General features: G+C 50.8%; 27 protein-coding genes. 11 read left to right on the top strand and 16 right to left on the bottom strand.

Translation table 11 applies throughout. The features are described from left to right. The first annotated feature begins 62 nt into the window (after nt 1-62). From tilS to ACO2Q8_RS16895, 3 genes are all read left to right on the top strand, one after another. Nucleotides 63-1,412, top strand: a complete 1,350-nt coding sequence (tilS, locus tag ACO2Q8_RS16905; RefSeq protein ID WP_423346021.1) for a tRNA lysidine(34) synthetase TilS — start codon at nt 63-65, stop codon at nt 1,410-1,412. 140 nt (nt 1,413-1,552) lie between these two features. Then, nucleotides 1,553-3,835 (top strand): OmpA family protein, encoded by a 2,283-nt coding sequence (locus ACO2Q8_RS16900; protein ID WP_423346020.1) that lies wholly within the window; start codon nt 1,553-1,555, stop codon nt 3,833-3,835. A gap of 425 nt (nt 3,836-4,260) precedes the next feature. After that, a complete protein-coding gene (locus ACO2Q8_RS16895) occupies nt 4,261-5,979 on the top strand; it encodes a sodium:solute symporter (protein WP_423346019.1) in 1,719 nt (572 codons plus the stop codon). 9 nt (nt 5,980-5,988) lie between these two features. On the opposite strand, the gene ACO2Q8_RS16890 is transcribed toward ACO2Q8_RS16895, so the two are convergent. Next, nucleotides 5,989-6,333 carry a DUF2730 family protein gene (locus ACO2Q8_RS16890; protein ID WP_423346018.1) on the bottom strand — a complete coding sequence of 115 codons (345 nt, stop codon included), beginning with the start codon at nt 6,331-6,333 and terminating at the stop codon, nt 5,989-5,991. 93 nt (nt 6,334-6,426) lie between these two features. Then, the gene (locus ACO2Q8_RS16885; protein ID WP_423346017.1) at nt 6,427-7,350 is read right to left on the bottom strand and encodes a DUF2911 domain-containing protein; all 924 of its coding nucleotides are present in this window, start codon (nt 7,348-7,350) and stop codon (nt 6,427-6,429) included. Between the two features lie 82 nt (nt 7,351-7,432). Between ACO2Q8_RS16885 and ACO2Q8_RS16880 the strand changes: the two genes are divergently transcribed. From ACO2Q8_RS16880 to ACO2Q8_RS16870, 3 genes are all read left to right on the top strand, one after another. Further along, entirely contained in the window at nt 7,433-7,978 is a 546-nt protein-coding gene (locus tag ACO2Q8_RS16880; protein WP_423346016.1) for an NUDIX hydrolase, read from the top strand. Between the two features lie 81 nt (nt 7,979-8,059). After that, nucleotides 8,060-8,452 carry a hypothetical protein gene (locus tag ACO2Q8_RS16875; RefSeq protein ID WP_423346015.1) on the top strand — a complete coding sequence of 131 codons (393 nt, stop codon included), beginning with the start codon at nt 8,060-8,062 and terminating at the stop codon, nt 8,450-8,452. Between the two features lie 41 nt (nt 8,453-8,493). Then, on the top strand, nt 8,494-8,772 hold the full coding sequence (locus ACO2Q8_RS16870; protein ID WP_423346014.1) for a hypothetical protein: 279 nt from the start codon (nt 8,494-8,496) through the stop codon (nt 8,770-8,772). A gap of 139 nt (nt 8,773-8,911) precedes the next feature. On the opposite strand, the gene ACO2Q8_RS16865 is transcribed toward ACO2Q8_RS16870, so the two are convergent. The 7 genes from ACO2Q8_RS16865 to ccoS all read right to left on the bottom strand — a co-directional run bounded on the left by ACO2Q8_RS16865 (nt 8,912) and on the right by ccoS (nt 15,265). Next, nucleotides 8,912-9,601 (bottom strand): sulfite exporter TauE/SafE family protein, encoded by a 690-nt coding sequence (locus ACO2Q8_RS16865; protein WP_423346013.1) that lies wholly within the window; start codon nt 9,599-9,601, stop codon nt 8,912-8,914. A 72-nt stretch (nt 9,602-9,673) separates the two neighbouring features. Then, nucleotides 9,674-10,105 (bottom strand): FixH family protein, encoded by a 432-nt coding sequence (locus tag ACO2Q8_RS16860; protein ID WP_423346012.1) that lies wholly within the window; start codon nt 10,103-10,105, stop codon nt 9,674-9,676. Nucleotides 10,106-10,223: 118 nt separating this feature from the next. Next, complete coding sequence (gene ccoG, locus ACO2Q8_RS16855; RefSeq protein WP_423346011.1) at nt 10,224-11,687, bottom strand: cytochrome c oxidase accessory protein CcoG; 1,464 nt, start codon at nt 11,685-11,687, stop codon at nt 10,224-10,226. Nucleotides 11,688-11,791: 104 nt separating this feature from the next. Then, complete coding sequence (locus tag ACO2Q8_RS16850; protein WP_423346010.1) at nt 11,792-12,625, bottom strand: cbb3-type cytochrome c oxidase N-terminal domain-containing protein; 834 nt, start codon at nt 12,623-12,625, stop codon at nt 11,792-11,794. 9 nt (nt 12,626-12,634) lie between these two features. After that, the gene (locus ACO2Q8_RS16845; protein WP_423346009.1) at nt 12,635-12,802 is read right to left on the bottom strand and encodes a hypothetical protein; all 168 of its coding nucleotides are present in this window, start codon (nt 12,800-12,802) and stop codon (nt 12,635-12,637) included. Between the two features lie 78 nt (nt 12,803-12,880). Then, entirely contained in the window at nt 12,881-15,082 is a 2,202-nt protein-coding gene (ccoN, locus tag ACO2Q8_RS16840; RefSeq protein WP_423346008.1) for a cytochrome-c oxidase, cbb3-type subunit I, read from the bottom strand. A gap of 12 nt (nt 15,083-15,094) precedes the next feature. Further along, nucleotides 15,095-15,265, bottom strand: coding sequence for a cbb3-type cytochrome oxidase assembly protein CcoS (gene ccoS / locus ACO2Q8_RS16835; RefSeq protein WP_423346007.1), 171 nt, complete (start codon nt 15,263-15,265; stop codon nt 15,095-15,097). Nucleotides 15,266-15,525: 260 nt separating this feature from the next. Here ccoS and ACO2Q8_RS16830 point away from each other — a divergent pair, with 260 nt between their 5' ends. Beyond that, nucleotides 15,526-16,761, top strand: a complete 1,236-nt coding sequence (locus tag ACO2Q8_RS16830; protein WP_423346006.1) for a multidrug effflux MFS transporter — start codon at nt 15,526-15,528, stop codon at nt 16,759-16,761. A gap of 79 nt (nt 16,762-16,840) precedes the next feature. On the opposite strand, the gene ACO2Q8_RS16825 is transcribed toward ACO2Q8_RS16830, so the two are convergent. Then, nucleotides 16,841-17,272 (bottom strand): VOC family protein, encoded by a 432-nt coding sequence (locus tag ACO2Q8_RS16825; protein WP_423346005.1) that lies wholly within the window; start codon nt 17,270-17,272, stop codon nt 16,841-16,843. A gap of 304 nt (nt 17,273-17,576) precedes the next feature. Between ACO2Q8_RS16825 and ACO2Q8_RS16820 the strand changes: the two genes are divergently transcribed. Next, a complete protein-coding gene (locus ACO2Q8_RS16820) occupies nt 17,577-18,104 on the top strand; it encodes a YMGG-like glycine zipper-containing protein (RefSeq protein WP_423346004.1) in 528 nt (175 codons plus the stop codon). Nucleotides 18,105-18,149: 45 nt separating this feature from the next. Then, entirely contained in the window at nt 18,150-18,608 is a 459-nt protein-coding gene (locus tag ACO2Q8_RS16815; protein ID WP_423346003.1) for a YybH family protein, read from the top strand. 445 nt (nt 18,609-19,053) lie between these two features. Here ACO2Q8_RS16815 and ACO2Q8_RS16810 read toward each other — a convergent pair whose 3' ends face one another. From ACO2Q8_RS16810 to ACO2Q8_RS16790, 5 genes are all read right to left on the bottom strand, one after another. Beyond that, a complete protein-coding gene (locus tag ACO2Q8_RS16810) occupies nt 19,054-20,163 on the bottom strand; it encodes an ABC transporter permease (protein WP_423346002.1) in 1,110 nt (369 codons plus the stop codon). Nucleotides 20,164-20,170: 7 nt separating this feature from the next. Beyond that, the gene (locus tag ACO2Q8_RS16805) at nt 20,171-21,490 is read right to left on the bottom strand and encodes an ABC transporter permease (RefSeq protein WP_423346001.1); all 1,320 of its coding nucleotides are present in this window, start codon (nt 21,488-21,490) and stop codon (nt 20,171-20,173) included. 255 nt (nt 21,491-21,745) lie between these two features. Next, complete coding sequence (locus tag ACO2Q8_RS16800; RefSeq protein WP_423346219.1) at nt 21,746-21,889, bottom strand: IS3 family transposase; 144 nt, start codon at nt 21,887-21,889, stop codon at nt 21,746-21,748. Continuing rightward, nucleotides 21,852-22,658 (bottom strand): IS3 family transposase, encoded by an 807-nt coding sequence (locus ACO2Q8_RS16795; protein ID WP_423346218.1) that lies wholly within the window; start codon nt 22,656-22,658, stop codon nt 21,852-21,854. The genes ACO2Q8_RS16800 and ACO2Q8_RS16795 overlap by 38 nt, the downstream gene beginning before the upstream one ends. Then, complete coding sequence (locus ACO2Q8_RS16790) at nt 22,655-22,954, bottom strand: transposase (protein ID WP_423346000.1); 300 nt, start codon at nt 22,952-22,954, stop codon at nt 22,655-22,657. The genes ACO2Q8_RS16795 and ACO2Q8_RS16790 overlap by 4 nt, the downstream gene beginning before the upstream one ends. Before the next feature lie 56 nt (nt 22,955-23,010). Between ACO2Q8_RS16790 and ACO2Q8_RS16785 the strand changes: the two genes are divergently transcribed. After that, entirely contained in the window at nt 23,011-23,211 is a 201-nt protein-coding gene (locus ACO2Q8_RS16785; protein WP_423345999.1) for a T9SS type A sorting domain-containing protein, read from the top strand. 872 nt (nt 23,212-24,083) lie between these two features. Here ACO2Q8_RS16785 and ACO2Q8_RS16780 read toward each other — a convergent pair. Continuing rightward, nucleotides 24,084-24,230 carry a hypothetical protein gene (locus ACO2Q8_RS16780; protein WP_423345998.1) on the bottom strand — a complete coding sequence of 49 codons (147 nt, stop codon included), beginning with the start codon at nt 24,228-24,230 and terminating at the stop codon, nt 24,084-24,086. Between the two features lie 102 nt (nt 24,231-24,332). Here ACO2Q8_RS16780 and ACO2Q8_RS16775 point away from each other — a divergent pair, with 102 nt between their 5' ends. Continuing rightward, nucleotides 24,333-24,608: a hypothetical protein gene (locus ACO2Q8_RS16775; protein WP_423345997.1), complete on the top strand. Its 276-nt coding sequence runs from the start codon at nt 24,333-24,335 to the stop codon at nt 24,606-24,608. The last annotated feature ends 40 nt before the right edge of the window (nt 24,609-24,648 follow it).

Below are 24,648 nucleotides of genomic sequence, written 5' to 3'. Positions count from 1 at the left end.
TCCAAAAATCCGACTTACCTTTATGGTGATCGACGAGTTCAAGCCGTAATTTGCTGAGCCGGATGTTAAATGCCTTCACCCATTTTATTGCCCACGAGCAACTGTTCCAACCGACCGACCAAATGCTGCTGGCCGTGAGCGGTGGTTTGGATTCGGTTGTGCTGGCCGACCTGTTTCGGCTGGCGGGCTTTTCATACGGCATTGCCCATGTGAACTTTCAGCTTCGGGGAGCCGAATCGGAAGAGGAAGCAATGTTCGTGCGGGCACTGGCCGGGCGTCATCGGGTCCGGTTCCATATGGTCAGAATGCCAAAGGGACAGCAGGCCGAAAAGTCCGGGATTTCGACGCAGATGGCGGCCCGGCAATTCCGGTATGCGTGGTTCGAGCAGCTTGCCGACGAGGCCGGTTACACCCGTATTGTGACAGCTCACCACCAGGACGATGTACTCGAAACGGTTTTGCTGAATCTGGTGCGGGGAACGGGCCTGACGGGCCTGACGGGAATTCCGATCCGGCAGGGGCGTGTGATTCGGCCGCTCTGGTTTGCCGACCGGGCGAGCCTTGAGCAGTATGCCCGGGAAAACGCACTGACCTGGCGCGAGGACAGCTCTAATCAGTCTGACAAATACCGCCGAAATCAACTCCGGCATCAGGTCGTTCCGGTGCTAAAACAACTGAATCCGAATCTGCTGCAAACACTCCAAACTACCCTTGTCCGGTTAAAAGCGGCTGATGCATTACTTCATCAGGAGCTGCGCCGGACGTGGGAAGAGGTCGTAGAAGTGCATCCAGACGGTTTCCAGCTAGCCCTTCAAAAGTTGATTATGTTTCCCGAATGGGAGTACCGATTGTCTGAATGGTTGAAACCGTTTGGTTTCCAGTACGTGCAAATCTCTTCAGTTGGTGAAGCCGTTCGCTCGTCGCAGTTCGGGCAGGTATTTTATTCAACAACCCATCGGATCATCCGTGACCGCGATTCCTTGCTTATCGAGCCGTTGAAGTGGGTTGAAAAGAAATCCATTGTATTAGCATCTATTCCGGATCAAACTATTTGGGTTTCTCCGAGCTTCGGGTTGACGGTTGAATTAATCGACCGGACCGCCAACTTTACACTTCCCACCAACCCGACGATTGCCTGTCTGGATGCCGACCGGATTCAATGGCCGCTGACCGTGCGTCCCTGGCAACCTGGCGACCGCTTCCGGCCATTGGGATTGTCTGGTAGCCAGTCGGTTGGCGATTTTTTTACGAACCGGAAAATTAGTCTCACAGAGCGGCAGTCGGCCTGGGTGCTGGAATCGGGCGGTCAAATCGCCTGGCTGATCGGCTATCGTCTGGACGACCGGTTTCGCATCACGGATCAAACCCGTAATTTCCTGATTATTAAAAAACTGGCTAGGAACACGGATTGAACAGGTGCAACGGATTTTAACGGATAAATCTGTTTTGATCCGTTCAATCAGTTGAATCCGTGTTCCTAGCCAGTTTTTGCGATGTACAAGCAATTTTGGCATTGGTTTTGATTAAAGTTGGCTGGTAACCCTTTCATGCCATGGTGAAATTTGTACGGTTTTTTCTGCTGAATATTCTTTTCTGTGCTCTGACCGTGGCCGTTCAGGCGCAAAGTGCGCGGTTGAAAGCTGCTGATAAACAGTTTGAAAACCTGGCCTATGCTAACGCGGCCAGGGCTTATGAAGACTTTTTAAAAGCAGATAAAGGAAAAGACCCCGCCGAGACCCAGGAAGCCTACACCAAACTGGCTTATAGCTATCGGGCCTTGCAGGATACCCGAAATGCCGAGCGCGTGTACGCCGACTTACTGCGCGAGTTTCCGGAAGCCGACTCCAAAAATTACCTCTACTACGCCCAGGCGCTGGCTGCCAATGGCAATTACCGCGAGTCGCAAAAGATGTACAGCAAATACGGTGAGAAGCAGCAGACGGATTTGAGGGGGCAAAAGTTTACGGTGTCATACATGGACATGAGCCGGTTTTTTGAGGATTCCTCCTCGTATAAAGTGGATTTTTTACCCGTCAATTCCCGACAAGCCGACTTTAGCCCGATGTATTACCGGAATGGGCTGGCCTTTGTTTCCGCGCGCGATGAAACCGGCCCCGTAAAACGGGTTTTCGGCTGGAATCAGACGCCCTTCCTGGATTTGTATTTCTACCCCGACACGGCTGATTTTCGGATCAACGCCGGTATAGCCGCTCAAATGGCTTCACTGGGAGGCAGCGGTACGACGACCGAAACCGCCGATAGAAAACCCGTAGAGGAAAAACCGCTTTCCAAAACCGAGCTCTTCAGCCGAACCCTGAACACCAAATACCACGAAGGACCGATGACGTTTTTCAAGGACCAGAAACGGATCATTTTTACCCGGAACAACGTCAGCAAGGGGAAGAACGGCAAAAGCGCCGATGGCATCCGGAAACTGAAACTGTATCTGGCCGAAGAGGTCAATGGAAGCTGGCAGAAGGTGGAAGAACTGCCTTTTTGCAGCAATGATTATTCGGTTGGTCACCCCGCTTTATCACCGGATGATAGCAAATTATACTTCGTATCCGATATGCCCGGCGGTTTTGGCGGAACCGACATATACGTGGTGGAATACAAAGACGGGCAATGGTCGACGCCCGTCAATATGGGTAAGGAGGTCAATACGGAAGGCAACGAGATGTTTCCGTTTATCGATGAAAACGGAAATCTGTATTTTTCGTCGGACGGGCACGAGGGGCTGGGTGGTCTGGACTTGTTTTATGCCGAACTGCGGGAAGGAATCGCATTTAAAGGCGTGCAGAATATCGGATATCCCATTAATTCCGAAAAAGACGATTTTGGCCTGATTACGACCCAAAATCGGGCTTCTGGCTATTTCAGCAGTAACCGGAAAGCGGGGGCCAGTGACGACAACATTTACAGGTTTCGGCGGACCTGTAAACAACTGAACATTTTCGTATATGATGCCAAAACCAACGAGCCGATTCCGGTGGCCGATGTGCGGGTCATCAAAGCCGGGGTGAATCAGGATCTGCGGTTTACCGATGCCAGTGGAAAAACCGGCTTCTGTGTCGACGCCAACATCGATTATGAATTCAAGGCCATAAAAGAGGGCTATTCGACCAACAGCATCCGTTTTTCAACCATGACCCAATCCGAAAAACCGGTCATGACGGTGTCGATCTACCTGGAGAAAAGCGAAAATACGCTGGTGAAAGGCGTGGTGAAAACGGAAGTAAACCAGCAACCCGCGCCGGGTGTAACCGTTACACTGCGCAATGACAAGGATCAATCGGAGCAGCGCGTCGTGACCGGAGCCGACGGCAAGTACGAGTTTGAAATGAAGCCGGGTGCGCCATATACGCTCACCACGCAGAAAAACCGATATACGGCTAACCGGGAGCAACTTCCGAAAATGAAAGCCGGGAAAAACCCAAAATTGATTCAGAAACAACAGGGGATATACGGCGAGGGCGATGTGTTTGAACTGAAAAATATTTACTATGATTACAACAAATTTTTTATCCGGCCGGATGCGGCCCGCGAACTCGATCATCTGGCGAGTTTACTGCGTAAATACCCGGACATGAGGATCGAACTGCGCTCGCATACCGACAGCCGGGCCAATGATGCCTACAACATGCAACTTTCGACCTACCGGGCGCGGGCAACCGTCGATTACCTGGTCAACCGGGGAATTGATCCGGCGCGGTTGTCGGCCCAGGGTTACGGTGAATCCGAAATCCTGAATGGTTGCACCGACGACGTGGCCTGTCCTGAAAGCAAACATCAGCAAAATCGCCGGACGGAATTCAAAATCATTACGGTTCAGTAAGTGAATCATCCCGCTCCGAACGTTTGAACAGGGACGGAGCGCTAACACAGTCTGGCCCAATGAAGACCGGTAGGCAACGTTCCCAACCGCTCAACCTAATTTTGGTGGCTTCCTGCTAGTTTGCCTTTATCTTTTCCTGTTCTGCTCAGACGGTTAGCGGATCTGCTACCGTCCGTACATTCCATTGCTTAGATCCCGGCCATCCAACTACTGGTCACTAAGTCCGGGCTGTGCAATGGGTATACAAGAGAATTGTCTATTTTCGTTGCTACAAAATAGGAGAATCATCCCAACCGCTTAATCATGCACCACCCCACCACTGATTTACCTCCTTTCGTACCCTCATGGCGCCGGCTTTACCTGATCGTCATGGGGAGTCTGCTGGTTGAAATTCTGTTGTTCTACGGATTGATGCACTATTTTTCATGAGCAGTCTCGATTGGCTGGTTTTAGCCGGAACGCTGGCTGTGATCATTATCTACGGAGTGATTCGGAGTCGGGGTAGTCGGAATATGGACGATTACCTGTTGGCCGATCAGTCATTGCCCTGGTACCACGTTTGCTTGTCGGTGATGGCTACGCAAGCCAGCGCCATTACGTTTCTCTCGACGCCCGGTCAGGCGTTTACGGACGGCATGCGGTTCGTGCAGTTTTATTTCGGACTGCCATTTGCGATGGTGGTACTGTCCATTACGTTCGTCCCCATTTTCCATAAACTGAAGGTTTTCACGGCGTACGAGTACCTCGAATCGCGGTTCGACGTCCGGGTTCGGGTATTTACCGCTTTGCTCTTTTTGTTGCAGCGGGGTTTATCAACGGGGCTTTCTATCTACGCGCCCTCCATCATTTTATCGACGATCCTGGGCTGGAATATCTTCTGGACCAATATCATTATGGGCGGCATTGTACTGGTATATACCGTTACGGGTGGCACAAAAGCCATTTCGTATACCCATTTGCAGCAAATGTTGATCGTAACCATCGCGATGTTCATTGCTGGTTGGATGACGGTTCATTTGTTACCAGCCGATGTCGGCTTCACAGACGCGCTGCAAATAGCCGGAAAATCCGGGCGGATGAACCTGGTCGATCTGAAATTCGATCCGGATAGCCGATACAACTTGTGGTCAGGGCTCATCGGGGGTTTTTTTCTGCAACTTTCCTATTTCGGCACTGATCAGTCGCAGGTGGGGCGATACCTGACCGGGCAATCGGTGGGGCAGAGCCGCCTGGGTTTGCTGGCGAACGGGATGCTGAAGGTGCCGATGCAGTTTTTGATTCTGCTGGCCGGGGTGCTCGTGTTTGTGTTTTACCAGTTTAATCCGTCACCGGTTTTTTTCAACAAAGTAGAAACCGATCAGTTGCTGAAAAGTCCGTATGCCACCGAATACCGGCAACTCGAAGCCGAACACCTAAGCATCGCGGCCCGGCGTCAACAAGCGGTTATGTCCTTAAACAAAGCGTTGGATGAAGAGAATCCCAACGCTGTCGAACAGACAAGAGCGTTAATCAGTAAGGCCGATGAAGAGGCCAAAGCCGTTAAAAGCCAAGTCGTTGATCTGATCAAGAAGAACAATCCGGTGGGGGATACCAGCGATGTGAATTACATCTTCCTTCGCTTTGTGCTCGATTACCTGCCGCATGGATTGATTGGCTTACTGATTGCGGTTATTTTCAGCGCGTCGATGGGATCGGTGGCGGCTGCGTACAGTTCGCTGGCATCGACCACTGTTGTCGATATCTATCGTCGTCTGTTCCAAACAAATAATACCGACGGGCATTATTTGAAAGCCTCGAGGGCGTCGACGGTACTTTGGGGGCTGTTCTGTATTGTTGTCGCGCAGTACGCCAGCAAACTAGGGAGTATGATTGAAGCCGTAAATATCCTGGGCTCGCTGTTCTATGGGGTTATTCTCGGAATTTTCCTGGTCGCGTTTTACTTCAAATCGATCGGTGGCAAGGCCACCTTCTGGGCTGCGATCCTGACCGAAGCGTTAGTGATCGTCTGTTGGCAATTTGAACTAACGGCATTTCTCTGGCTGAACGTAATCGGATGCGTGCTGTTGATTGCCATTGCCTGGGTGCTGGAGAAAATCATGCCGTCAACGCCAGCCACCGAGCCGGTTTCGGAAACTATCGAATAAAACACAGAATCATAGGCGCTCCCGCAGGTAAGCAAGCAGCATATCGAGGGTTTGCTGAACCTGTTTCTGCCCCGTCTTCAAACCCGAAACGTCGGATTTGATACCGGCAACGTCGGTTTTTAGGATTGCAACATCGGTCTTAAGTTCAGTTACATTGGTTTCCAGTTTGTCCAAGCGGGTGTTAACTTGGGCAAATTCCTGGTGAACCTGGGCAAATTCCTGGTTGACACGGGCAAATCCCTGTTGAACATCAACGGTCAGGTTAGCCAGGCCACGGGCCACACTTTCAATGGCCTGGCCTTGCTCGGTGGCCAGTGTTTCGAGTTGTTGAATACGTTCGCGATCTGATGGCATGCTCGAATTGCGAAAAGTTTTTGGCTTGTATGTAAAACTAAAGGCCTCGCTGACTGGGTCGGGTCAGCGAGGCTTGTGACCATGCAGTGGAGATTAAACTTTCTTTTTCTTTCCTTTTACGGCTTTAACCGGCAGGGCTGCTACCTGTGCCTGGTACTCGGTGACCCCTTTCTGAATACCTTCTTTGAAAAACTTGAAAATCGGGTCATTCGACGCTTCACCCAGGGTTAGAGCTTTCTGGGCCAGGGGAAGCGCTTCGGTTACTTTGCCCATCTTTGCCAGAATCTGGGCCTTCGTCCAAACGTTCGAATACGTTTCTTTTAGGCCAATTGACTTATCGACCCACGCCAGCGCCTGATCCAAATTCCGGTTTTTCGACAGATTCCAGTTGGCGGCTGCCTGCAACACACCCGCATCTTCGGGCTTATCGGCCACAGCTTTTTCAACATTGGCCTGTGCATTGGTGACAACATCCACTTTCAGATTGGCCATCGCACGTGCTTCGGCCCATTCAAAGTTCAGTTTGGCGGTGCTATCGGTCAAATCACTGAAGCTAATGGCAAACGTCTGAACCGGTCGACTCGTTTTTTCGGTTTTAATCTGGACACGCAGCGCGTCCTGCTCCTTTTTGTAACCATTTGGTGCACTTTCGTCCGAAGAAGCCGTGGCATCTTTGTTGAAAATCAGCGTCCATTCAGTTTCGGCCGGAATGGTAAAAACCGAGTATGTACCCGCCGGAAGCTTTTGACCTTCCACCATCACATCCGTGGTCGCTTTGAAACTGGTGGCACCGTTTGCTCCGGTTCGCCAGAGCTGTCCGTAAGGTGCCAGCGGAGTCTGGTTGCCCAGCGCTGCCCGTCCTTTCAAACTTGGGCGTGAATAGGTTACGGTCATGTCGGTGGTTCCGACCGTTTGCATAATCATAGCACCCGGACTGGCTTGCGGGAGTTTGATCTGGGCAAACGCTACCTGTGCAGCGACGGTTAACGAAGCGGTCAGAACGAATAATTTTTTCATGGTTTTAGTTAATTGTATGTCGTAGTAAAATCAAGGCGAAATTGCGTTTTTTTGCCTTGAATGCCAACTGTCTTGTCAAAATATGCACCGTCGAAAATTGTTGAATTTGTTGCGAGCTTACCAGACCACGGACCCCGAAGAGCAGATGATGCTGGCGAAAACCATTCACTTTGTTGAAAATCAACCCCGTTGCTTTGAACGGACGTTGGAGATCGGCCATGTGACGGGTTCTGCCTGGATTGTTTCGCCTGACCGGAAGCGGGCAGTTTTGTTGCACCACACCAAACTGGATCGCTGGTTGCAGCCCGGTGGTCATGCCGATGGCGACCCGGATGTTCTGCGTGTGGCTTTCCGGGAAGCCGAGGAAGAAACCGGCCTGGCCAGTCTGAAAGTCATCAGCTCGGCAATTTTTGATCTGGATGTGCATCCGATTCCTGCGCGGGGAAATGAGCCTGAGCACCTCCATTACGATATCCGGTTTTTGCTGGAAGCTGATCCTTTCGAACCGTTCGTTCAAACTCCGGAAGCAAAGGAGGTCCGTTGGTTCACTTTTGACGAAATAGCTAAACTAACCTCAGAAAAGTCGGTTCTTCGGATGATGGATAAAGAAAAAGCCAATAACTATTGAACTAGTTATTGTTTGGGCCGTTATCTTGGTAGCGAAAACAGAAATTCTGTTTTCCAGAGTGCAACAAAACCACGACATACCATGAAGACCATATTGAAGACCTTTCTGGGTCTGGCAGCGATAGCTTTGGCTGTCACAGCCGTTGCCCAGGATAAGCCGGATAAATTAAAACGGGATCCGACGTATTCAACGTCGAACTACAAACACCCAAACAAAGCTGCTGCGGCTCGTCAGTGGGAACCTGAAGCCGGCATCGAATTCCGGAAGCGGAAACGGCGCCAGCCTATGAATATTGCCACGTATCGGGAACAGCAACGTCGGGGTGGGATCGGCGACCCGGCGATTGCTATCCCAGCCGCGCCGAGCATGGCGAACCGGAATTACAAACAGCAGAACCAGATGATTAATACGCAGCAGCCCAAAAAAGAAGAGGTTGCCACCCGGGTTGAAACCGATGAAAGCATCGGTAATTAAAAAGTAAAGCAGCCGCAGTAGAAGCCACTCTTTTTTCATAAATGGCTTCTACTGCGGCAAGTATTTGGCAGGTCCACCCGCCGAATCAGGTCGGGTGGTTTTCGATGATTTTATTGTGTTTCTCCAGACAGACGGGTGTAGACATCCCGGAAAAAACGAAGCATTCCGCTGGTGTCTACCTCAACGGTCTGGATTTGAACAACGACCTGGACGGGTTGAGGAAGGGGAACGGTTTGGGCGGTTTTCCAAGCAGTAAATCGGCAAGCTCGACCGGTTTGGCAACCCGCACGCAGCCGTGGCCCCCAAAGCGGTTGGCCTAGACGAACAGTTCTCGGAGGTTGTGTCGTGCAGGTAAATCGTCAAACGGGCTGTTGAGGTCAAATTTCATGAAACCTATAGTCGCAACCCGGAAGTGACAACTTTTCAGGTACCATGATGGGTTGTTCAGTCGTTCAATAGTTAACGGCCACCGTGACAAATCGGTACGGAAGGCGCGTTTTGGGTTGTGTCTGGAACGTACGAAAACAACCCCCGACCGATGAGCAACAGGGCCAGAACGATCGTCAGGACCGGAAAGGCCCGGCTAAACCGCTGGCGGAGCGATACCGGAAACAGATCAGGAATGAACCGAATTCCCAGTAGGGCCGGGAGCGTGCCCAAACCAAACAAAACCATGTAACTACCTCCTTCGACGGCCGAGGATTGAGCCAGTGCTCCGGCCAGGGCTACATACACAAAACCGCACGGCAGCAAGCCATTGAAAAAACCGGCTACACCAAAATTCATAAACGAAGGCTGACGGAGCAGGTGCGTCAATGGGCTGGTGAGCCGTTTCAGAAAACTGGATGCGGGCAGCAGGCTGTGTTTCTGGTTGGTCAGCGGCCAGATTAACAGAAGGACACCACAGGCAATGGAAATCGGGCGTTGTAGCCCCGCCAGCAGCAGTCCCTGCCCGGTCAGGCCCACCACCAGTCCCAGCAAACCGTAGGCACTGACCCGGCCCGCGTGGTACAACAAAACCGCCGGAAACCGCTGGTAAACCGTAAGCCGCCCGACCGGTAGCGCCATCGCCAGCGGTCCACACATGCCGACGCAGTGCAGGCTACCGGCCAATCCGGCCAGGAGTGCGGTGAAATACCAGCCGTTCATGGGGGTGAAGAGTTAATAATGAATAACGAATAACGAATATTGAATAGCGAATAATGAAAGGGGGATGGGACGCTACTGAATCGTAAGCGGTTGTTCGGAGAAATAATCCTGCTGACCGTCGGACCAGGTGAGCTGTACTTTCCAGTAGCCTTTGGCAAGCTTCGCGGTCGGAATGGTTTGACGGTGTTCGCCGTTTGGTTGCAGCCGGACAACCGCGTCCTGTTTGCGGTCGGAGGGACGATACAATTTGGCTTCGCCGGTTTTGAGTGATACGGGCAGGGTTAGCAACAACTGCTGCTGATCGGGCTGGTACTGGATGGCGAAGGCATTTCCCAGTTTTGCCGTGCGCGACACCCGGTCGATGTGTTGCTGATACGCAACTTCATTCTGGTAATAATCCTCCCGAACAAGATCGACCTGCTGGCGACTCATCAGAAAAACCAGTGTGCCGATAAATCCGGCAAAAAGAACAAAAACAACGACAATACTTTTTCCCCAGTTCATGATTTGTAGGATTATGAGTTATGAATTATGAGTTGGCGTTGCCGAGAGGCTAGTATTCATGCAGAGCTAACCACCGGGCGGCCCCGTCATAACTCTTAATTCATAACTCATAATTAATTTAGTTTGGTCCTAAGAAGGTGGTTTTGGCGCGGTCGACGACCTGGTTGCCAGATAAAATCTCAATTTCGAGCAGAATGCTGTTGCTATGGATGGATTTTTCCGGCAACCTGATGAAAAAAACTCCCTTAGCCAATGCATCCGATGGAACCTGCGTAATGGGCTGAACCAGCCGAAGTTGTCCATTCGGGTGCTTAATCCGGAACGAAACCGGCAGCGTTTGAAATGTTTTATTGACAATTTCAATGGTATAAAGATTGGAAATATAACCATCCGCTTCCCGCTGGAACAATTGACCCGGCGCGCGCAAAACCGTCGTCTCCATTGCCGGTCGACTCACCAACAGGTACAACAGCACGCCGATCAGCGCTACCAGCACGGCGGTATACGCTTTCATGCGACCCGTAAACCGCAGCGGTTTTTTCTGCTCAATGCCTTCCTGCGAATCGATTCGGATCAGTCCCCGGGGCCGGTTAATTTTGTCCATTACATTGTTACAGGCGTCGATGCAGGCGGTACAGTTAATGCATTCCAACTGCGAACCATTCCGAATGTCGATACCCATCGGACACACCTGCACGCACAACGCGCAATCGACACAATCCCCTTTTGGGGAGTTAAGAGTGATGAGTTTAGACGGGGCCGCCCGGCGGTTAAGAGTTGGCCGCCCGGCAGTTGGTTGACGATCTAAATTCTTAACTCTCTTCCCCCTTGGTTCTCCCCGGATGTAGTCATAAGCGACCACCAGGGAGGCTTTGTCGAGCAAAACACCCTGCAAGCGGCCATAGGGGCAGATGGTGGTGCAGACGATTTCGCGCAGTTTGGCGAAGACGAGGTAAAATACGCCCGTAAATAGCAGGATTGAAGCCAAACCGCCCAGGTGTTCGGTTACATCGTCGGTCACGATTTGGAACAGTTCGTCTTTGCCGATGATGTAGGCCAGAAACAGGTTGCTGATCAGGAACGAGATCAGGAAAAAAACCGTATGCTTGGCGGTTTTCTTCAGGATTTTGTCGGTGGTCCAGGGAGCGGCATCCAGTTTTTTGCGTTCGTTGGGACTTCCTTCAATCCAGATTTCGATTTTACGGAAAACCATCTCCATGAAAATCGTCTGCGGACAGGCCCAGCCGCACCACACCCGGCCGTAAATCACCGTGAAAAGCGCAATGAAAACGATGAACGTAAGCAGCCCAAGGGCGACGAGGTGGAAATCCTGGGGCCAGAACGGGACGCCGAATAAGATGAACTTCCGCTCCAGCACATTGAACAGAAACACTGGATGGCCGTCGAGACTGAGGAACGGACCCGCAAACAAAGTCGCCAGCAATACCCAGGCAACCGCCGTTCGCCAGCGTAGTAGCCGGCCTTTCTCCACGCGGGGGTAAATCCATTTCCGGCTACCTTGCTGATCGGCATTCGGAAGGTGGTCGCGGAAGTTATCTTGCTGGGTAAGGGTCGATTCCATGAGGAGAATTAGAAGGGTTGTTTCGCGGAGTTGAGCGGAATTTTTCAGAGTGACGCAGAGACTCCGCTGATCTCTGAAAAACTCCGCTCAACTCCGCGAAACAACTAATTATTCATTGCCACCGCTTCGGGCGTTACTTTATCGCCTTGCGGTTCTTTGGCATTGGCCGGTTTTGAGCCTTGCAACGAAAGAATGTAGCTGGCTACCTGCTGAACCTGCAAGGGGTTCAACTGGTTTTTCCAGGCCACCATGCCTTTGTCCGGAACGCCTTCCGTGATGGTGTGATAAACGGCTTTGATGCTTCCACCGTGCAGCCAGTATTCATCCGTCAGGTTAGGGCCAATCTTGCCCTCTCCATTTTGGCCGTGGCAGGCCGCGCAATACTGCTCGAAAACCGTCTTGCCAGCTTCCAGCGCGGGGCCATCTTTCACCATCGTGACGGTATTTTCGTTGATCGAACCCGCTACTTTGGCGATGTAGGCTTCGCGTTGTTTTTCGGCAATAGCCACTTCCTGCGTGTATTCTTGTACCATTACATCACCGTTGCCGATGACGTGGTAAAAGACCAGGTAAACGACTCCGATGGCGATGGTTCCGTAAAAAAGATACATGAACCAGGGGGGCGTTGGGTTGTCAAGTTCTTCGATACCATCATATTGGTGCTCCATCATGAGGTCTTTTTCCTGATGGAGTGGTTTTAGGCCCGTAAACCGTTGCCAGAAACTCATTTTTTCTTTTACAGAAATTGCTTCCGGGGTATCGGCTGGCGTCAGTGTCTGCTTGACGGTCAGGTACAGATTCACCGTCAAAACCAGCAACAGCAGCCCGGTCATGAGCAGGATGCTCAGGATAACCGCCAGAAACAGGTCTTCTCCGGTATCGATTCGAAACCACCGGGTATCCGGCTCGGCCAGTAGTAAGATTGTCGAGAAGTTCATAGTCGTGAATTAGGCGGTTTGATCGTCCAGCGGAAGCTGGCTGATCCGGTTGATGTGGTTTTTGTCGACGACCAGCAGGTAAATGCCCACCAGCACGAAGAAGACCAGAAACGTCAGGAACGAAGCTACCATGTAGACATCCGCGCCCGGGATTTTATCAATGAATTGCTTGAACATAGCGTTGGGGGTTGGGCAGAGGGCATGGGGCAGAGGGCGCGGGGTGCTTTTACCCTCTGCCCCATGCCCTCTGCTGATTCATTCAATTTTTTTAATGTCCGTTCCGAGCCGTTGGAGGTAGGCAATGAGGGCAACGATTTCGCGGTCGGGTTGGACGTTGATGCCTTCTTTGGCGAGTCGCTTACTCACCTCGGTCGCCTGGGCCTGGGCGTTGGCTTCGGCATTGGCAATCTGAAGGTTGTCATACGGAACACCGACAGACTTCAACGCTTTCAGCTTGGCGGAGGTGCTCGATAGGTCCAGTTTCTGTTCCAGCAACCACGGATACGGCGGCATGACCGAACCGGGCGACATGGAGGTTGGGTCGCGCATGTGGTGGTAGTGCCACGAGTCAGGATACTTACCACCTTCGCGGTGCAGATCCGGACCGGTCCGTTTGGAACCCCACAGGAAGGGGTGATCGTAGACAAACTCACCGGCTTTCGAGTATTCGCCGTAGCGCTCGGTTTCACTCCGGAAAGGCCGCACCATCTGCGTGTGACAGTTTACGCAACCTTCTTTGATGTACAAATCGCGTCCTTCCACTTCCAGCGCCGTGTAGGGCTGAACCGTTGCAATCGTTGGCACGTTGGATTCGACCATGAACGTCGGCACCAGTTCGACCAGTGAGCCCACCAGAATCATCACCAGCGAGCCAATCAGCAGCGGAATCGGTTTACGCTCAAACCAGCGGTGCCAGTACGCATCGTGGCCGGTGGCCACGTAGTCTTTCTCCAGGGCCGGGGCTTCGGCGGGCTCGTTGGCGGTCAGCGTTCCGGCCGCCATTGTTTTGAACAGGTTGTAGGCCATCAGAATCGCACCGACCAGGTACAGCGTTCCGCCCGCAGCCCGCATCATGTGCATGGGTAGAATTTGCAGGGTCGTCTCCAGGAAGCTGGGATATTTCAGCGTGCCTTCCGGCGTAAATTCTTTCCACATCATGCCCTGCGTAAAACCGGAGATGTACATCGGAATGGCGTAGAACAGAATGCCCATCGTGCCAATCCAGAAGTGAACGTTCATCAGTTTTTTCGAGTACAGGGGGGTGTGGTACAGGCGCGGAATCAGCCAGTACAGAATGGCGAAGGTCAGAAAACCGTTCCAGCCGAGGGCACCTACGTGTACGTGGGCGACGATCCAGTCGGTAAAGTGGGCGATGGCGTTCACGTTTTTGAGCGACAGCATCGGCCCTTCGAACGTGGCCATCCCGTAAGCGGTCAGACCGACCACCATAAATTTCAGAATCGCATCTTCCCGCACTTTATCCCAGGCACCGCGCAGCGTCAGCAGACCGTTGATCATTCCACCCCAGGAAGGAGCAATCAGCATGACCGAGAAAACCACCCCCAGCGATTGGGCCCAGTCGGGCAGCGAGGTATACAACAAGTGGTGCGGCCCGGCCCAGATGTAGATGAAAATCAAGGCCCAGAAGTGCAGAATTGACAGCCGGTACGAATAAACCGGGCGGTTGGCCATCTTCGGCAGGAAGTAATACATCATGCCCAAATACGGCGTCGTCAGGAAGAAAGCCACGGCGTTGTGGCCGTACCACCATTGCACCAGCGCATCCTGCACCCCGGCGTACAGGTAGTAGCTTTTTAGGAAGCTAACCGGCATTTCAAACGAGTTGATGACGTGCAAAACCGCTACTGTAATGAACGTGGCGATGTAAAACCAGATGGCAACATACAGGTGACGCTCTCGGCGTTTGATGATCGTTCCGAATAGATTGATCCCGAATACCACCCAAATGAGCGTGATGGCGATGTCGATGGGCCATTCCAGTTCGGCGTATTCGTGCGAGGTGGTAATACCGAGCGGCAGCGTCAGCACCGCCGACACAATGATGGCCTGCCAGCCCCAAAAGTGGAGTTTACTCAGAAAGTCGCTGAACATGCGGGCTTTGCAAAGCCGCTGGAGTGAGTAGTAAACGCCCATGAAGATGGCGTTACCCACGAAGGCAAAAATGACGGCGTTGGTGTGCAGCGGCCGAATCCGCCCGAACGTCGTGTACTGGTTGCCGAGGTTGGCCGCCGGGGCGAAAAGCTGCGTGGCCACAATGACGCCCACCAGCATGCCAATGATGCCCCAGATGACGGTAGCAATGGCAAAATCACGGACAATGGCGTTGTCGTACGCGAAACGCTCCACCACGGGCGCCGGTTTGATCGGAACCCGACGGCCCGAATCCGGTAGCGCGGGGATACCGGCTGTAGAGTCCGGTTCAAGAGTTACATTCATAGGGACGATTGATTATTTTTCGGATACAGGGGCGGGTGTCGTCAGGTCGTCATCCAGCAGCATCCGGATGGAGGGCGTGTAGAGATCGTCGTTCTGTCCGTGTCGCATCGACCAGAAAAACGCGCCCAGAAATCCTAGCGCCAGCAGAAGGCTGATGCCAATCATGAAAAAAATGACGTACATGACCGTAGTTGTGACGTTTACGGTTTCAAAATTCGCAGAACGGTCACAGAGCCAGTATGAGGAGGGTCAGGGGAGGGGGTGATTTGGGTCAGCTAACTTCTTTAAAAAAGGCAAATTCCAGCACTTGCCACATTAGCCGTACCCTACAATCATTCTGGACTATCTGAACAAATCTTGGTGTTTTTCCTAAAAAAGTACAAAATTGGGAACAATCGGCACAGGATGTGTGTCTTTTCCAGTAAGTCCCCTTGTTGCACCATATGACTCGCCGACAACATTTATTGATCATCCTGATTTTAGGCACGCTTACCACGATCAGCCCCTTTTCAATCGACATGTATCTGCCGGGCTTCCCGGCTATTGCCGACAGTCTGCACACGACGATTGACCAGGTTCAGCTTTCGTTGACGGCTTACCTGATCGGGATTTCGTTCGGGCAGTTGCTTTACGGCCCCTTGCTCGACCGCTACGGCCGTAAGATGCCGCTCTACGGCGGACTGTTTCTCTATTTGCTGGCCTCGGTGGGGTGTGCGTTTACCAACTCGATCGAAACGCTGATTCTGATGCGGTTTTTGCAGGCCATCGGGGGCTGTGTGGGGTTGGTTGCTGCACAAGCTCTTGTGCGTGACTTATTTCCGGTTTCAAAAATTGCGCAGGTGTTCTCGCTACTGACGCTAGTGGTGGCGGTTTCGCCCATGATTGCCCCGACCGTCGGCGGCTACGCAACCGTGGCGCTGGGCTGGCACTCGATTTTCCTGATCCTGGCCGGAATCACGGCGCTTATCCTGGTCGGTATATACTTTTTTCTGCCCGATGGCAAGCAACCAGACCCCTCGCTGTCGCTTCGGCCCGGCGCAGTGGCGATGAGTTTCTGGACGGTTTTGAAGCAGCCGCAGTTTCTGACGTATTCGCTGGTGAGCGGTATTGCCACCTCGGCACCCTTTGCCTACATTTCCGGTTCGCCCGATGTGTTCATGAATATGTACCGCGTGACGGAACAACAGTACGGCTGGATTTTCGCGTTTCTGTCCATTGCCATCATTGCGCCGTCTCAATTAAATCATATTTTGCTGAAACGCTTCCGGAGCGAACAGATCATCTTCGTGACGCTGACGGGTCAGTCGGTCGTGGGTATTGTGATGGTTTGGGGAACCTGGGCGGGTTGGTACGGGCCGTATGGTTTGATTGCGGTTCTGTTTGCGTTCCTGCTCGGTCAGAGCCTGACCGGCCCCAACGCATCGGCCCTCTCGCTGGCCCCTTTTACCCGCCATGCCGGAAGCGCTGCGGCTCTGATGGGTAGCTTCCGGATGGGGTTCGGGGCGCTGGTATCGGCTTCCGTCAGCGTATTTCACAACCGCACGGCCATCCCGATGGTCGGTATGATGACACTTTGTGTCATTAGCGGTCTGGCGGTTTTTCTGCTCGGCCAACGAGTGATCCAATACCGGTCGAAAAAAGCCGGGGTCGAAGAGCCGCTTTCGGAAGTCGCTTTGTAAGTTCAGGAATCAATACCAATAGCAAAACGCCCGAATCCGTTTCAACGCGGGGTTCGGGCGTTTCTGTTTAGGACGGTTCTTACAGGCTGGCGGCTTCCGCAGCGGGCTGTTCCTGCACTGCATTCGGGTCCATCCACATTACTTCCCACAGGTGGCCGTCCAGATCCTCAAAACCGTGGCCATACATAAAACCCTGGTCCATTTTTTCATTGGGCGTAGTGGCACCGGCCGCAACCGCTTTGCCAATCAATTCATCGACGGCTTCCCGGCTTTCGGCGGAAAGACAAATGATGGATTCGGTCACCCTTGAAGCGTCGGCAACTTCCTTTTTGGTAAACGTTTTGAAAAATGGCTTCACCAGCAGCATCACATAAATGGTGTCGCTGATAACCATACAAGTCGCTTTTTCGTCGGTAAACTGCGGATTGAAGCTATATCCCAGTTTGGTGAAGAATTCGATGGATTTGTTGAGGTCTTCGACGGGCAGGTTGACAAAAATTTGCGTAGCCATAAGTATTTGTGTTTTGAGGTTTACAGGACAAAAATACCGCCGATGAGAGAAAGATGAGGGGGGTAAATGCGGCAAGAGTCGGGGTGTTTGCGACAACTTTTTCAGGATTTTTTACAGATTTTTTTAGACCGGACAAAAACCGACGAAGGACGGTTTTTACTCGACGGATGGCTGCTTCTGGTCGGCCAAAACCGGCTTTTGGCACCATGAATAAGGGCGTAGGGCGTTTGGGAACGTTACCAATTTTTAAACTTTGATTACTTGTAATTGTCAATAAGTCGTTCACCAATAAAAATGGAAGCACATGAAAACGAGTCATAACCCAATCCTACTGATCCTGCTGGTCGTGTTACTGGTGGGTCAGACGGTAGCCGAAGCACAGATTCTGAAACGTTGGAGTCCGCAGGCCAAAGGAACGGCCATTGGTGCCGGGGCCGGTGCGGCTGCTGGAGCGATTATTCATAAACGCAACCGGGTCGTCGGTGGAGTCGTTGGCGGGGTCGTCGGGGGCGCTGCCGGATATGCTATCGGGAAACACATCGATAACAAACGCAAAAAAGCCGCTTGGGAAGAGGCTGGTCGGCGGGCGGCTGAGCGCCCGGTTTTAGCGGCCAATACCGGTGCCGCGCCTTCGATTACGAAACGCTCATCGGGAGTCGCTAAAGTTCCGGCTGCGACACCAGCCTTTAGCGCCGTGCAAACCGCGCCCGCACCGGAAACCGAAACCAACCCGGCGCTCTACATCCTGAATCAGGGCTATCTGCCAAATCCGTACTACGGCGAGTCGGATGCTCCTTACAGCACTACCGAATTCCGGCAAAAAAGCTGGTAAGCCGTTCGCTGAATTCATTGGTTATCTCTTAAAACCGCAATCATCATGAAAACCGTCATTTATATGTTGTTGTTGGCCTTGATCGGTACGGGCTGCACAACACCCACTTCCGAAAGCGTCAATGTGCAAGACCTGAACCAGCAGTTCATTAGCGCCTGGAACGCGAAAGAAGCCGATAAAATTATTGCCTTCCTGGCCGACGATGTGCAGTTTGTCCAGGGCAGCAGCCACTGGCAGGGCAAGTCAGAAGTCGCCAACAAATGGGTGCGCGCCACACTGCCAACGCTCGACGACCTGAAAACGTACACCATCAGTACAAGCACCGACAGCCAAACCGCCTATGAAGCCGGCACGTTCACGGTGGATGTGCTGCCCGCCAGTTCGGACGAACCAGGTGGCACCGGCGAAGGGAATTTTATGCTGCTCTGGAAAAAGGGAGCCGATAACGCCTGGAAACTGAGCTACGCCCAACTGGAGGATTTGCCGGTACGGGTGAAGAAATAAAGGAGTAGTCTTGTGAGTCATAACTGTAAATAAGAAGCCAGAATCTGAAAACTATTCTGGCTTCTTTGCAAAATTACCTTAGTCGTAAGACTTATGGATTTTACTTTCAGTAACAGCAAATCTTTCTAATTGGTCTTTTTTGAGACCATAACTTAATCCTATTCAAAAGCTATTATATTGACACCAGCTATCTCCTTGTTTTTCTTAGAAAAAGATAGGTGATAGAATTTAGCTGGCAGGTAAAACCTAAGTTTTTGTGAAAATCTTCATTTTTTGTTTCAGATATTGACCTCCCCCGAAAAAGCGTTCCAGTATAAAGTTGAGAAAATCGGAAAACGGCGTTAATAGAAGCAGGCGTTTTATGAAGCAGATACAAACCCGTAAAACCCAAAAGACATGACCGCTATGGGAATGCCTTTTGGGGTTGAACTTTAGTACATTTTCCTTATTCGGCCCGTAAACTCTTGACAGGATTCATTAGCGCAGCTTTGAAGCTCTGAAAACTCACCGTCAATAGGGCAATGCCAATGGCCAGAAAAGCGGCTAGAACAAATACCCACCACGAAATATCGACGCGGTAGGCGAAGTTGTCGAGCCATCGGCTCATAGCGTACCAGGCAATGGGCGATGCAATCAGAATGGCAATGGCGACCCAGGCAATAAATTGGCGCGACAACAGAATCAGGATTTCGGCAATGCTAGCCCCTAACACTTTACGAATGCCAATTTCTTTGGTCCGTTGCTCAGTTATGAAAACGGCCAGACCAAACAAGCCCAGGCAAGAAATCAAGATGGCCAGGGCCGAAAAGACCGTAGCGATGATACTCGTTTTTTGTTCCGATTCGTAAAGTCGGGCCAGCCGCTCATCTGAAAACGAATAGTGACATTGTTCCGTTTTTTCGAATCGTTGCCAGGTTTCTTTGATGTAATCTATCGCATTTTTTGTGGCATTTGGCTGAATTCGAATGTTTAAAATGCTGCTGGCTTGCCGGACGGCACTAAGGTGAAACACCAGCGGACGAACCTGGCGGTGAAGCGATTCATAATTGAAGTCTTTTATAACACCAATGATTCTGTAGGTTTTAGAGCCGTTTTCATCGACTTCGATTAGTTCCTGATCTAACGGGCTGTTCGTATTAAATGCGTGAAGAGCCGCTTCGTTGATGACCACGGCAGTGCTGTCGGCCGGCCGATCGTTGGCGAAGAAGCGTCCGGCTTTTATCGGCACCGCAAACGTTTTTACGAAATCCGCATCGACATCCAGAAACTGGCATAAAACGGGATCGCTATCAGACCGTTTTCCCAACAAATAAGCACTTCCCGGAATACCGTTTGCAAATAATAGGGACGAGTTGCTGACGGATAGGATGGCTGGATTTTTCAATAACTCCGCTTTAAATGGTTTGAGTTTATCGCCCAGTGCTGCCCCATTGTTGATCGAGAGTAAGTGCTCTTTGTTGAATCCAAGGTCTTTATGCTGAAGATACCCTAATTGGTTTCGGATGATGATCATACCCAGAATTAGGGTAATTGATATCGAGAACTGGGTAATCACTAACAGGCTACGTAAGGAGGATTTTCTTTTTTGTACGCCCGATTTTAAGACCTCGACCGGTTGAAAAGACGATAAAAAAAAGGCTGGATAACTTCCTGCCAGCAGGCCTACGATGAGCGTAAAAGCAAGTAGCGACGGAAGGGTATACGCATTGGTAAAAAAGGGGTAGTGTCAACTGCCGACCGGCTAGCTGGTTGAAGCCGGGAAGCATGAGTTGGACCAAACACAACGCCACCAGGACCGAAAGACCGGTCAGCAAGATGGATTCGGTCGTAAACTGCCCCATTAGTTTTAAGCGACTCGAACCAATGGCTTTTCGGATGCCTACTTCTTTGGCACGCTTCTCAGAACGGGCTGTCGATAGGTTGACGAAATTCATGACGGCAATCAGCAGAATAAATAGCGCCACCACCGAGAAAATAGACACATACATACTGTCGCCAATTCGGGCATTCCCCCACTCGGTATTGGGGTCGATATTGTATTGCCGTTTTGCGTGCAGATAAATGGATAATAACGGTTGCATTCGATACTCAAATACATTGCCGTTGGCCAGAAATTGCTGCATAGAAATGCCCAGTGCTTTTTCGATCTCAGGCCCTAAACGGGCAAAAATCGCTTGCTGCATTTTGTGCTCGACCCGCGTCGGATCTACCCCCTCTTTGAGAACAATGTAGGTCGAATAATTCCCTTGCAGCCAGTTTTGTTGATTAACCTCGGGATAGGTCGACATCGACAACAGGAAATCGCAACGGAAATGCGACTTAGTGGGAAAGTCTTTCATGACACCCGTAATCTGATACGAGTTTGTTCCGTCGACCAGCAACGATTTTCCCGTCGGGTTTTCCGGTCCGAAGTATTTTCTGGCCATGGTTTCGGTCAGGACAATGCTGTTCGGATTTTTGAGGGCAATTGACGGATCGCCATGAATGAAGGGAAGCGTAAACACATCAAAATAGGTGGAATCGGCCGTGTAGATACTATTTTCTCTGAAAACCTTGTCTTTATACCGCAAATCGTGTACGCCAAAGTAGCCGATACGGGTTTGGGTGAGCACTTCAGGGAGTATCTGCACGAGTGTAGGGCCAGCCGGAGGTGCCGTTTTGGCATTGTTCGCTTCTTCGTTGTTAATCGAACTGTGAACGTAAAGCCGATACGTCTGGCTGGCTTTTTTATTGAATACGTCGAAGTTTAGCTCATCGAGAATGAACAGGAACAACACGATGGAGCAGGCAATTCCCAATGCAAGTCCGATGATGTTGATGGCCGAAACGCCCTTATTGGTGAGCAGGTTACGGTAAGTTATTTTAAAATAATTCAGTAACATAGCAGGCCCCAGTGAGAAAGAAGAGGTTTAGGGTACTTGGTAGCGTGGTTTGGCCAGCGGCCTCATCAGTTTTTCCGAACAAATAAAAGACCACTTGTCTAAATCAGCTCTGATTTGCGTCTGACAGGTTTTTGATAGATTGCTAGTATAGATAATTGTCCGAATATGGACACATGACGTACTAAAACGGACAGCAATTGTAGGTGGTAGTTGTCTTAGCCCCCGATTAGTTGGACAATACTGAGGTGGTCGGATTTATCGGCACACTGAATTTGTCAGATTTGTGAAATACTCTTGTTCAAAGTGTTCAGGACTTTTGTAGCCCAGCGACGAATGTTTTCTCAACCGGTTGTAATATAGCTCAATGTAGTCGAAGAGTTCGGTTTGTGCATCTTCCACATTCAGAAATACTCCTCCTTCCAACAATTCCGCCTTCAGGCGGCCGCATGGGCGGTCCCATCCACAACGACTCGGCAAAGGCATTGTCGTAGGGATCGTCGGCCCGACTCATACTGGGCCTGATACACCATAATCGTATCAACTCCTTCAACTCGGCTGACACATATTGCCCCCCTCGGTCGGAATGAATAATCAGGCCTGTAGCCGGTTGACGCGACTGCAAAGCACGCTTTAGCGGAAGTATAACTAACTCATCTTCCATGGTTTTACCTACCTGCCAACCAACCACTTTACGTGAGTAGAGATCCATCCAAGTAGCCAGGTAGGCCCATTCGCCATTGACCAGCGGCAAATAAGTAATGTCGCTTACCCAGATCAAATTAGGGGCTTGAGGTAATGGCTGATCTAACAACAAATTGGGCCAATATCCTCTACCATGGATGCTGTCAGTTGTACGGGGTACAAATGATTTAGGCTGAATAGCCTGTAGATCAGCTGCTTTCATCAGTGTGCGTACTTGATGGCGGCCGATCAAATACCCTTTCTGCTGTAACTCAGCCGTAATCCGTCGACTGCCATACCGTCGTTTATGTTCAGTAAAGACCTGTTCCACTACGCGTTGGTAGGCTGTTTTCTCTGGCGTTAGTTGGTAGCTGTCACCCCGCAAATACCGATAATAGGCGGAGCGACTCACCCTGAGCACTAAACATAGCGTTTCAACGGCAAACTCATTGGCTAGCTGTCGAACGAGCTCGTACCGTAAGCTCAGGTTTGTCGGCTGATAATACTCAACGCTTTTTTTAGGATCTCGCGCTCAGTTTCCAGTTGGCTGATCCGTTGAAGCAGCCGCTTATTTTCAAACAGCACATCAGAAGTCTGGCTCGAAACGTGATTTTTTTCTTCCCTTGTGTTGCGCTGTTTCCATTTATAGATCAGCGCTTCACTGATGCCTAACGCCTGAGCTACGTAAGTCACGCTTTGCCCATTCGTAATCATTTTTAGCACATCGGCTTTGAAGGAAGCGTCGTATTTGCGACGTTTAACGGAATTGTTTTTTGGCTGCATGTTCTTGCAAGTTAAGCAAGTTCAGTGTGCCGATTTATTAGACCATCTCAGACCTAATGTTAAACGAGGTGTCCTTGGCAGATAGTGATGGTCAGATTATTGAACAATTTGATGTCAAGGGCGCGAAGGCAAATAAATACTTTCAGTCAAAGAAAGAGGTTAATTTCTCAGTGAAAAAATTAAAGAAAGGAATATACTACGTACGCATCAAGATGGGGCAAAAGTTGGATAATCAGCGGGTTGTAATCAGTAAGTGAGATATTGATAAATTTTGTCTAAAGCCCGGTAATGCAATTTAATACAGTAGCAGACTTTATTTGAAAGCCAGTGTCTGATTAGGTGCTGGCTTTTTTGTAGGGATCGGCAGCAGAGAACCGGGTGGCGTCTTTTCTTGAACGTAAATAAATTACGTTCTTCTCTTGTGGATCGTTGAGCTTGTTTCTATCTTCACATGCTCAATATTGGGCGAACCCTATGGTGGGGGCGTAAAGGCTGGCTTAATCGCTGGCCTTTTTTTGTCCAAAAGGGTGGGAGTCCAACCAGCAAGGGCAACGTTTGAAACGCGACCCTTTAGCCGGTATGTAGCCACCAGCTACGCGCCGGGGTGTCACGAATCGTTACACGCTGAGTTCGATCAAATCTAAGTCAGCAAAGGGTATGGAATCTCCATACCCCCGACGTTGAGCGTTTCAAACGCGGAACGTTCGAGACAGATGTAATGCGGAATTTTCCGCAAAACTGCGGACAAATCCGGTATTGCACTTTTCCAGTCATCTAGGCTGATTTGAGAAAGTTGCCGCGTTCAGGGTTGTACTTTGGTAATACCCGGTTGTCCGGTAATGTGTCCGGACGTGGCAATATATTTCCCTACTTGCCAGAAGTGCGGAAATATCTTGCCCGAGTCTCCAGAAGTAACAAACGGCCGGTGAAATATAAAGGTACTCCTGGCGTAAATTTAGACCCAAGCCTTCGGTGTATGTCGTTTGTCGGTCGGGGTGATGGTCAAACCATGTAGGAAGTGTAGGAAATGTAGTCCTGAAAAAACTTTTATTTTTTTCTCTCTCACTTGTCGGTAATCAAGGCGCTTACCCTACGCTCAGGCTTTTGTCGGTTTTGTCAGGTAGTCACCCTACGCTTTCTCAGTTATTTTTTTGCCCCGCTGATGCAGCCGCATCGCCTGCGTAGCCTGGAATTGCTTGCCCGTTACCGTCTTAAAGCCCGATCGGTTGAGTTCCTCCGCGATGGCCGCGAACGTCTTGCCGTGGCTGCGGAGCATGGTTACTATTGCTGAGGCCAGATGGTTGCTTTCATTGTCAGATGCCAGCGTTTGAGTATTTTTAATGCAACGATCTGAAAGAAACCTTCAAACTGACTCACGATGAAAGCAATTCATTTTATAATTGATTTACGGTCCTTTTTTCTAGGCTGTCTGACCATTATTGGCATTCTCTTGTTGGCCAACTTTACCCCTAGTCAAAGCTCTCAACCTGAACCAGCTTTTCTTGACGCACGCCGGTACCAGGCAGTGACCAGTGGGCGTGAGACAATCATTCTTGATACGAAGACAGGTCGGTTTATTGTATCGCCTAATTATTCTGGGAAACCCCGTTGGCATAAAGGTGATTTTGAAGCGGCCCAGAATCAAGACCGCTAATAACAAATAACCGGCCTAACTAATACCGACTGGAATCATG

The organism is Larkinella sp. VNQ87, from assembly GCF_049445795.1.
Classification (GTDB): Bacteria; Bacteroidota; Bacteroidia; order Cytophagales; family Spirosomataceae; genus Larkinella.
This window is presented reverse-complemented; position numbering and strand designations above follow the sequence as displayed.

Bases quoted from the DNA above. Each gene is read 5' to 3' on its own strand.
- tilS (WP_423346021.1), top strand. From the start codon at position 63: ATGTTAAATGCCTTCACCCATTTTATTGCCCACGAGCAACTGTTCCAA.
- ACO2Q8_RS16900 (WP_423346020.1), top strand. From the start codon at position 1,553: ATGGTGAAATTTGTACGGTTTTTTCTGCTGAATATTCTTTTCTGTGCT.
- ACO2Q8_RS16895 (WP_423346019.1), top strand. From the start codon at position 4,261: ATGAGCAGTCTCGATTGGCTGGTTTTAGCCGGAACGCTGGCTGTGATC.
- ACO2Q8_RS16890 (WP_423346018.1), bottom strand. From the start codon at position 6,333: ATGCCATCAGATCGCGAACGTATTCAACAACTCGAAACACTGGCCACC.
- ACO2Q8_RS16885 (WP_423346017.1), bottom strand. From the start codon at position 7,350: ATGAAAAAATTATTCGTTCTGACCGCTTCGTTAACCGTCGCTGCACAG.
- ACO2Q8_RS16880 (WP_423346016.1), top strand. From the start codon at position 7,433: ATGCACCGTCGAAAATTGTTGAATTTGTTGCGAGCTTACCAGACCACG.
- ACO2Q8_RS16875 (WP_423346015.1), top strand. From the start codon at position 8,060: ATGAAGACCATATTGAAGACCTTTCTGGGTCTGGCAGCGATAGCTTTG.
- ACO2Q8_RS16870 (WP_423346014.1), top strand. From the start codon at position 8,494: ATGGCTTCTACTGCGGCAAGTATTTGGCAGGTCCACCCGCCGAATCAG.
- ACO2Q8_RS16865 (WP_423346013.1), bottom strand. From the start codon at position 9,601: ATGAACGGCTGGTATTTCACCGCACTCCTGGCCGGATTGGCCGGTAGC.
- ACO2Q8_RS16860 (WP_423346012.1), bottom strand. From the start codon at position 10,105: ATGAACTGGGGAAAAAGTATTGTCGTTGTTTTTGTTCTTTTTGCCGGA.
- ccoG (WP_423346011.1), bottom strand. From the start codon at position 11,687: ATGGAATCGACCCTTACCCAGCAAGATAACTTCCGCGACCACCTTCCG.
- ACO2Q8_RS16850 (WP_423346010.1), bottom strand. From the start codon at position 12,625: ATGAACTTCTCGACAATCTTACTACTGGCCGAGCCGGATACCCGGTGG.
- ACO2Q8_RS16845 (WP_423346009.1), bottom strand. From the start codon at position 12,802: ATGTTCAAGCAATTCATTGATAAAATCCCGGGCGCGGATGTCTACATG.
- ccoN (WP_423346008.1), bottom strand. From the start codon at position 15,082: ATGAATGTAACTCTTGAACCGGACTCTACAGCCGGTATCCCCGCGCTA.
- ccoS (WP_423346007.1), bottom strand. From the start codon at position 15,265: ATGTACGTCATTTTTTTCATGATTGGCATCAGCCTTCTGCTGGCGCTA.
- ACO2Q8_RS16830 (WP_423346006.1), top strand. From the start codon at position 15,526: ATGACTCGCCGACAACATTTATTGATCATCCTGATTTTAGGCACGCTT.
- ACO2Q8_RS16825 (WP_423346005.1), bottom strand. From the start codon at position 17,272: ATGGCTACGCAAATTTTTGTCAACCTGCCCGTCGAAGACCTCAACAAA.
- ACO2Q8_RS16820 (WP_423346004.1), top strand. From the start codon at position 17,577: ATGAAAACGAGTCATAACCCAATCCTACTGATCCTGCTGGTCGTGTTA.
- ACO2Q8_RS16815 (WP_423346003.1), top strand. From the start codon at position 18,150: ATGAAAACCGTCATTTATATGTTGTTGTTGGCCTTGATCGGTACGGGC.
- ACO2Q8_RS16805 (WP_423346001.1), bottom strand. From the start codon at position 21,490: ATGTTACTGAATTATTTTAAAATAACTTACCGTAACCTGCTCACCAAT.
- ACO2Q8_RS16790 (WP_423346000.1), bottom strand. From the start codon at position 22,954: ATGCAGCCAAAAAACAATTCCGTTAAACGTCGCAAATACGACGCTTCC.
- ACO2Q8_RS16785 (WP_423345999.1), top strand. From the start codon at position 23,011: ATGTTAAACGAGGTGTCCTTGGCAGATAGTGATGGTCAGATTATTGAA.
- ACO2Q8_RS16780 (WP_423345998.1), bottom strand. From the start codon at position 24,230: ATGCTCCGCAGCCACGGCAAGACGTTCGCGGCCATCGCGGAGGAACTC.
- ACO2Q8_RS16775 (WP_423345997.1), top strand. From the start codon at position 24,333: ATGAAAGCAATTCATTTTATAATTGATTTACGGTCCTTTTTTCTAGGC.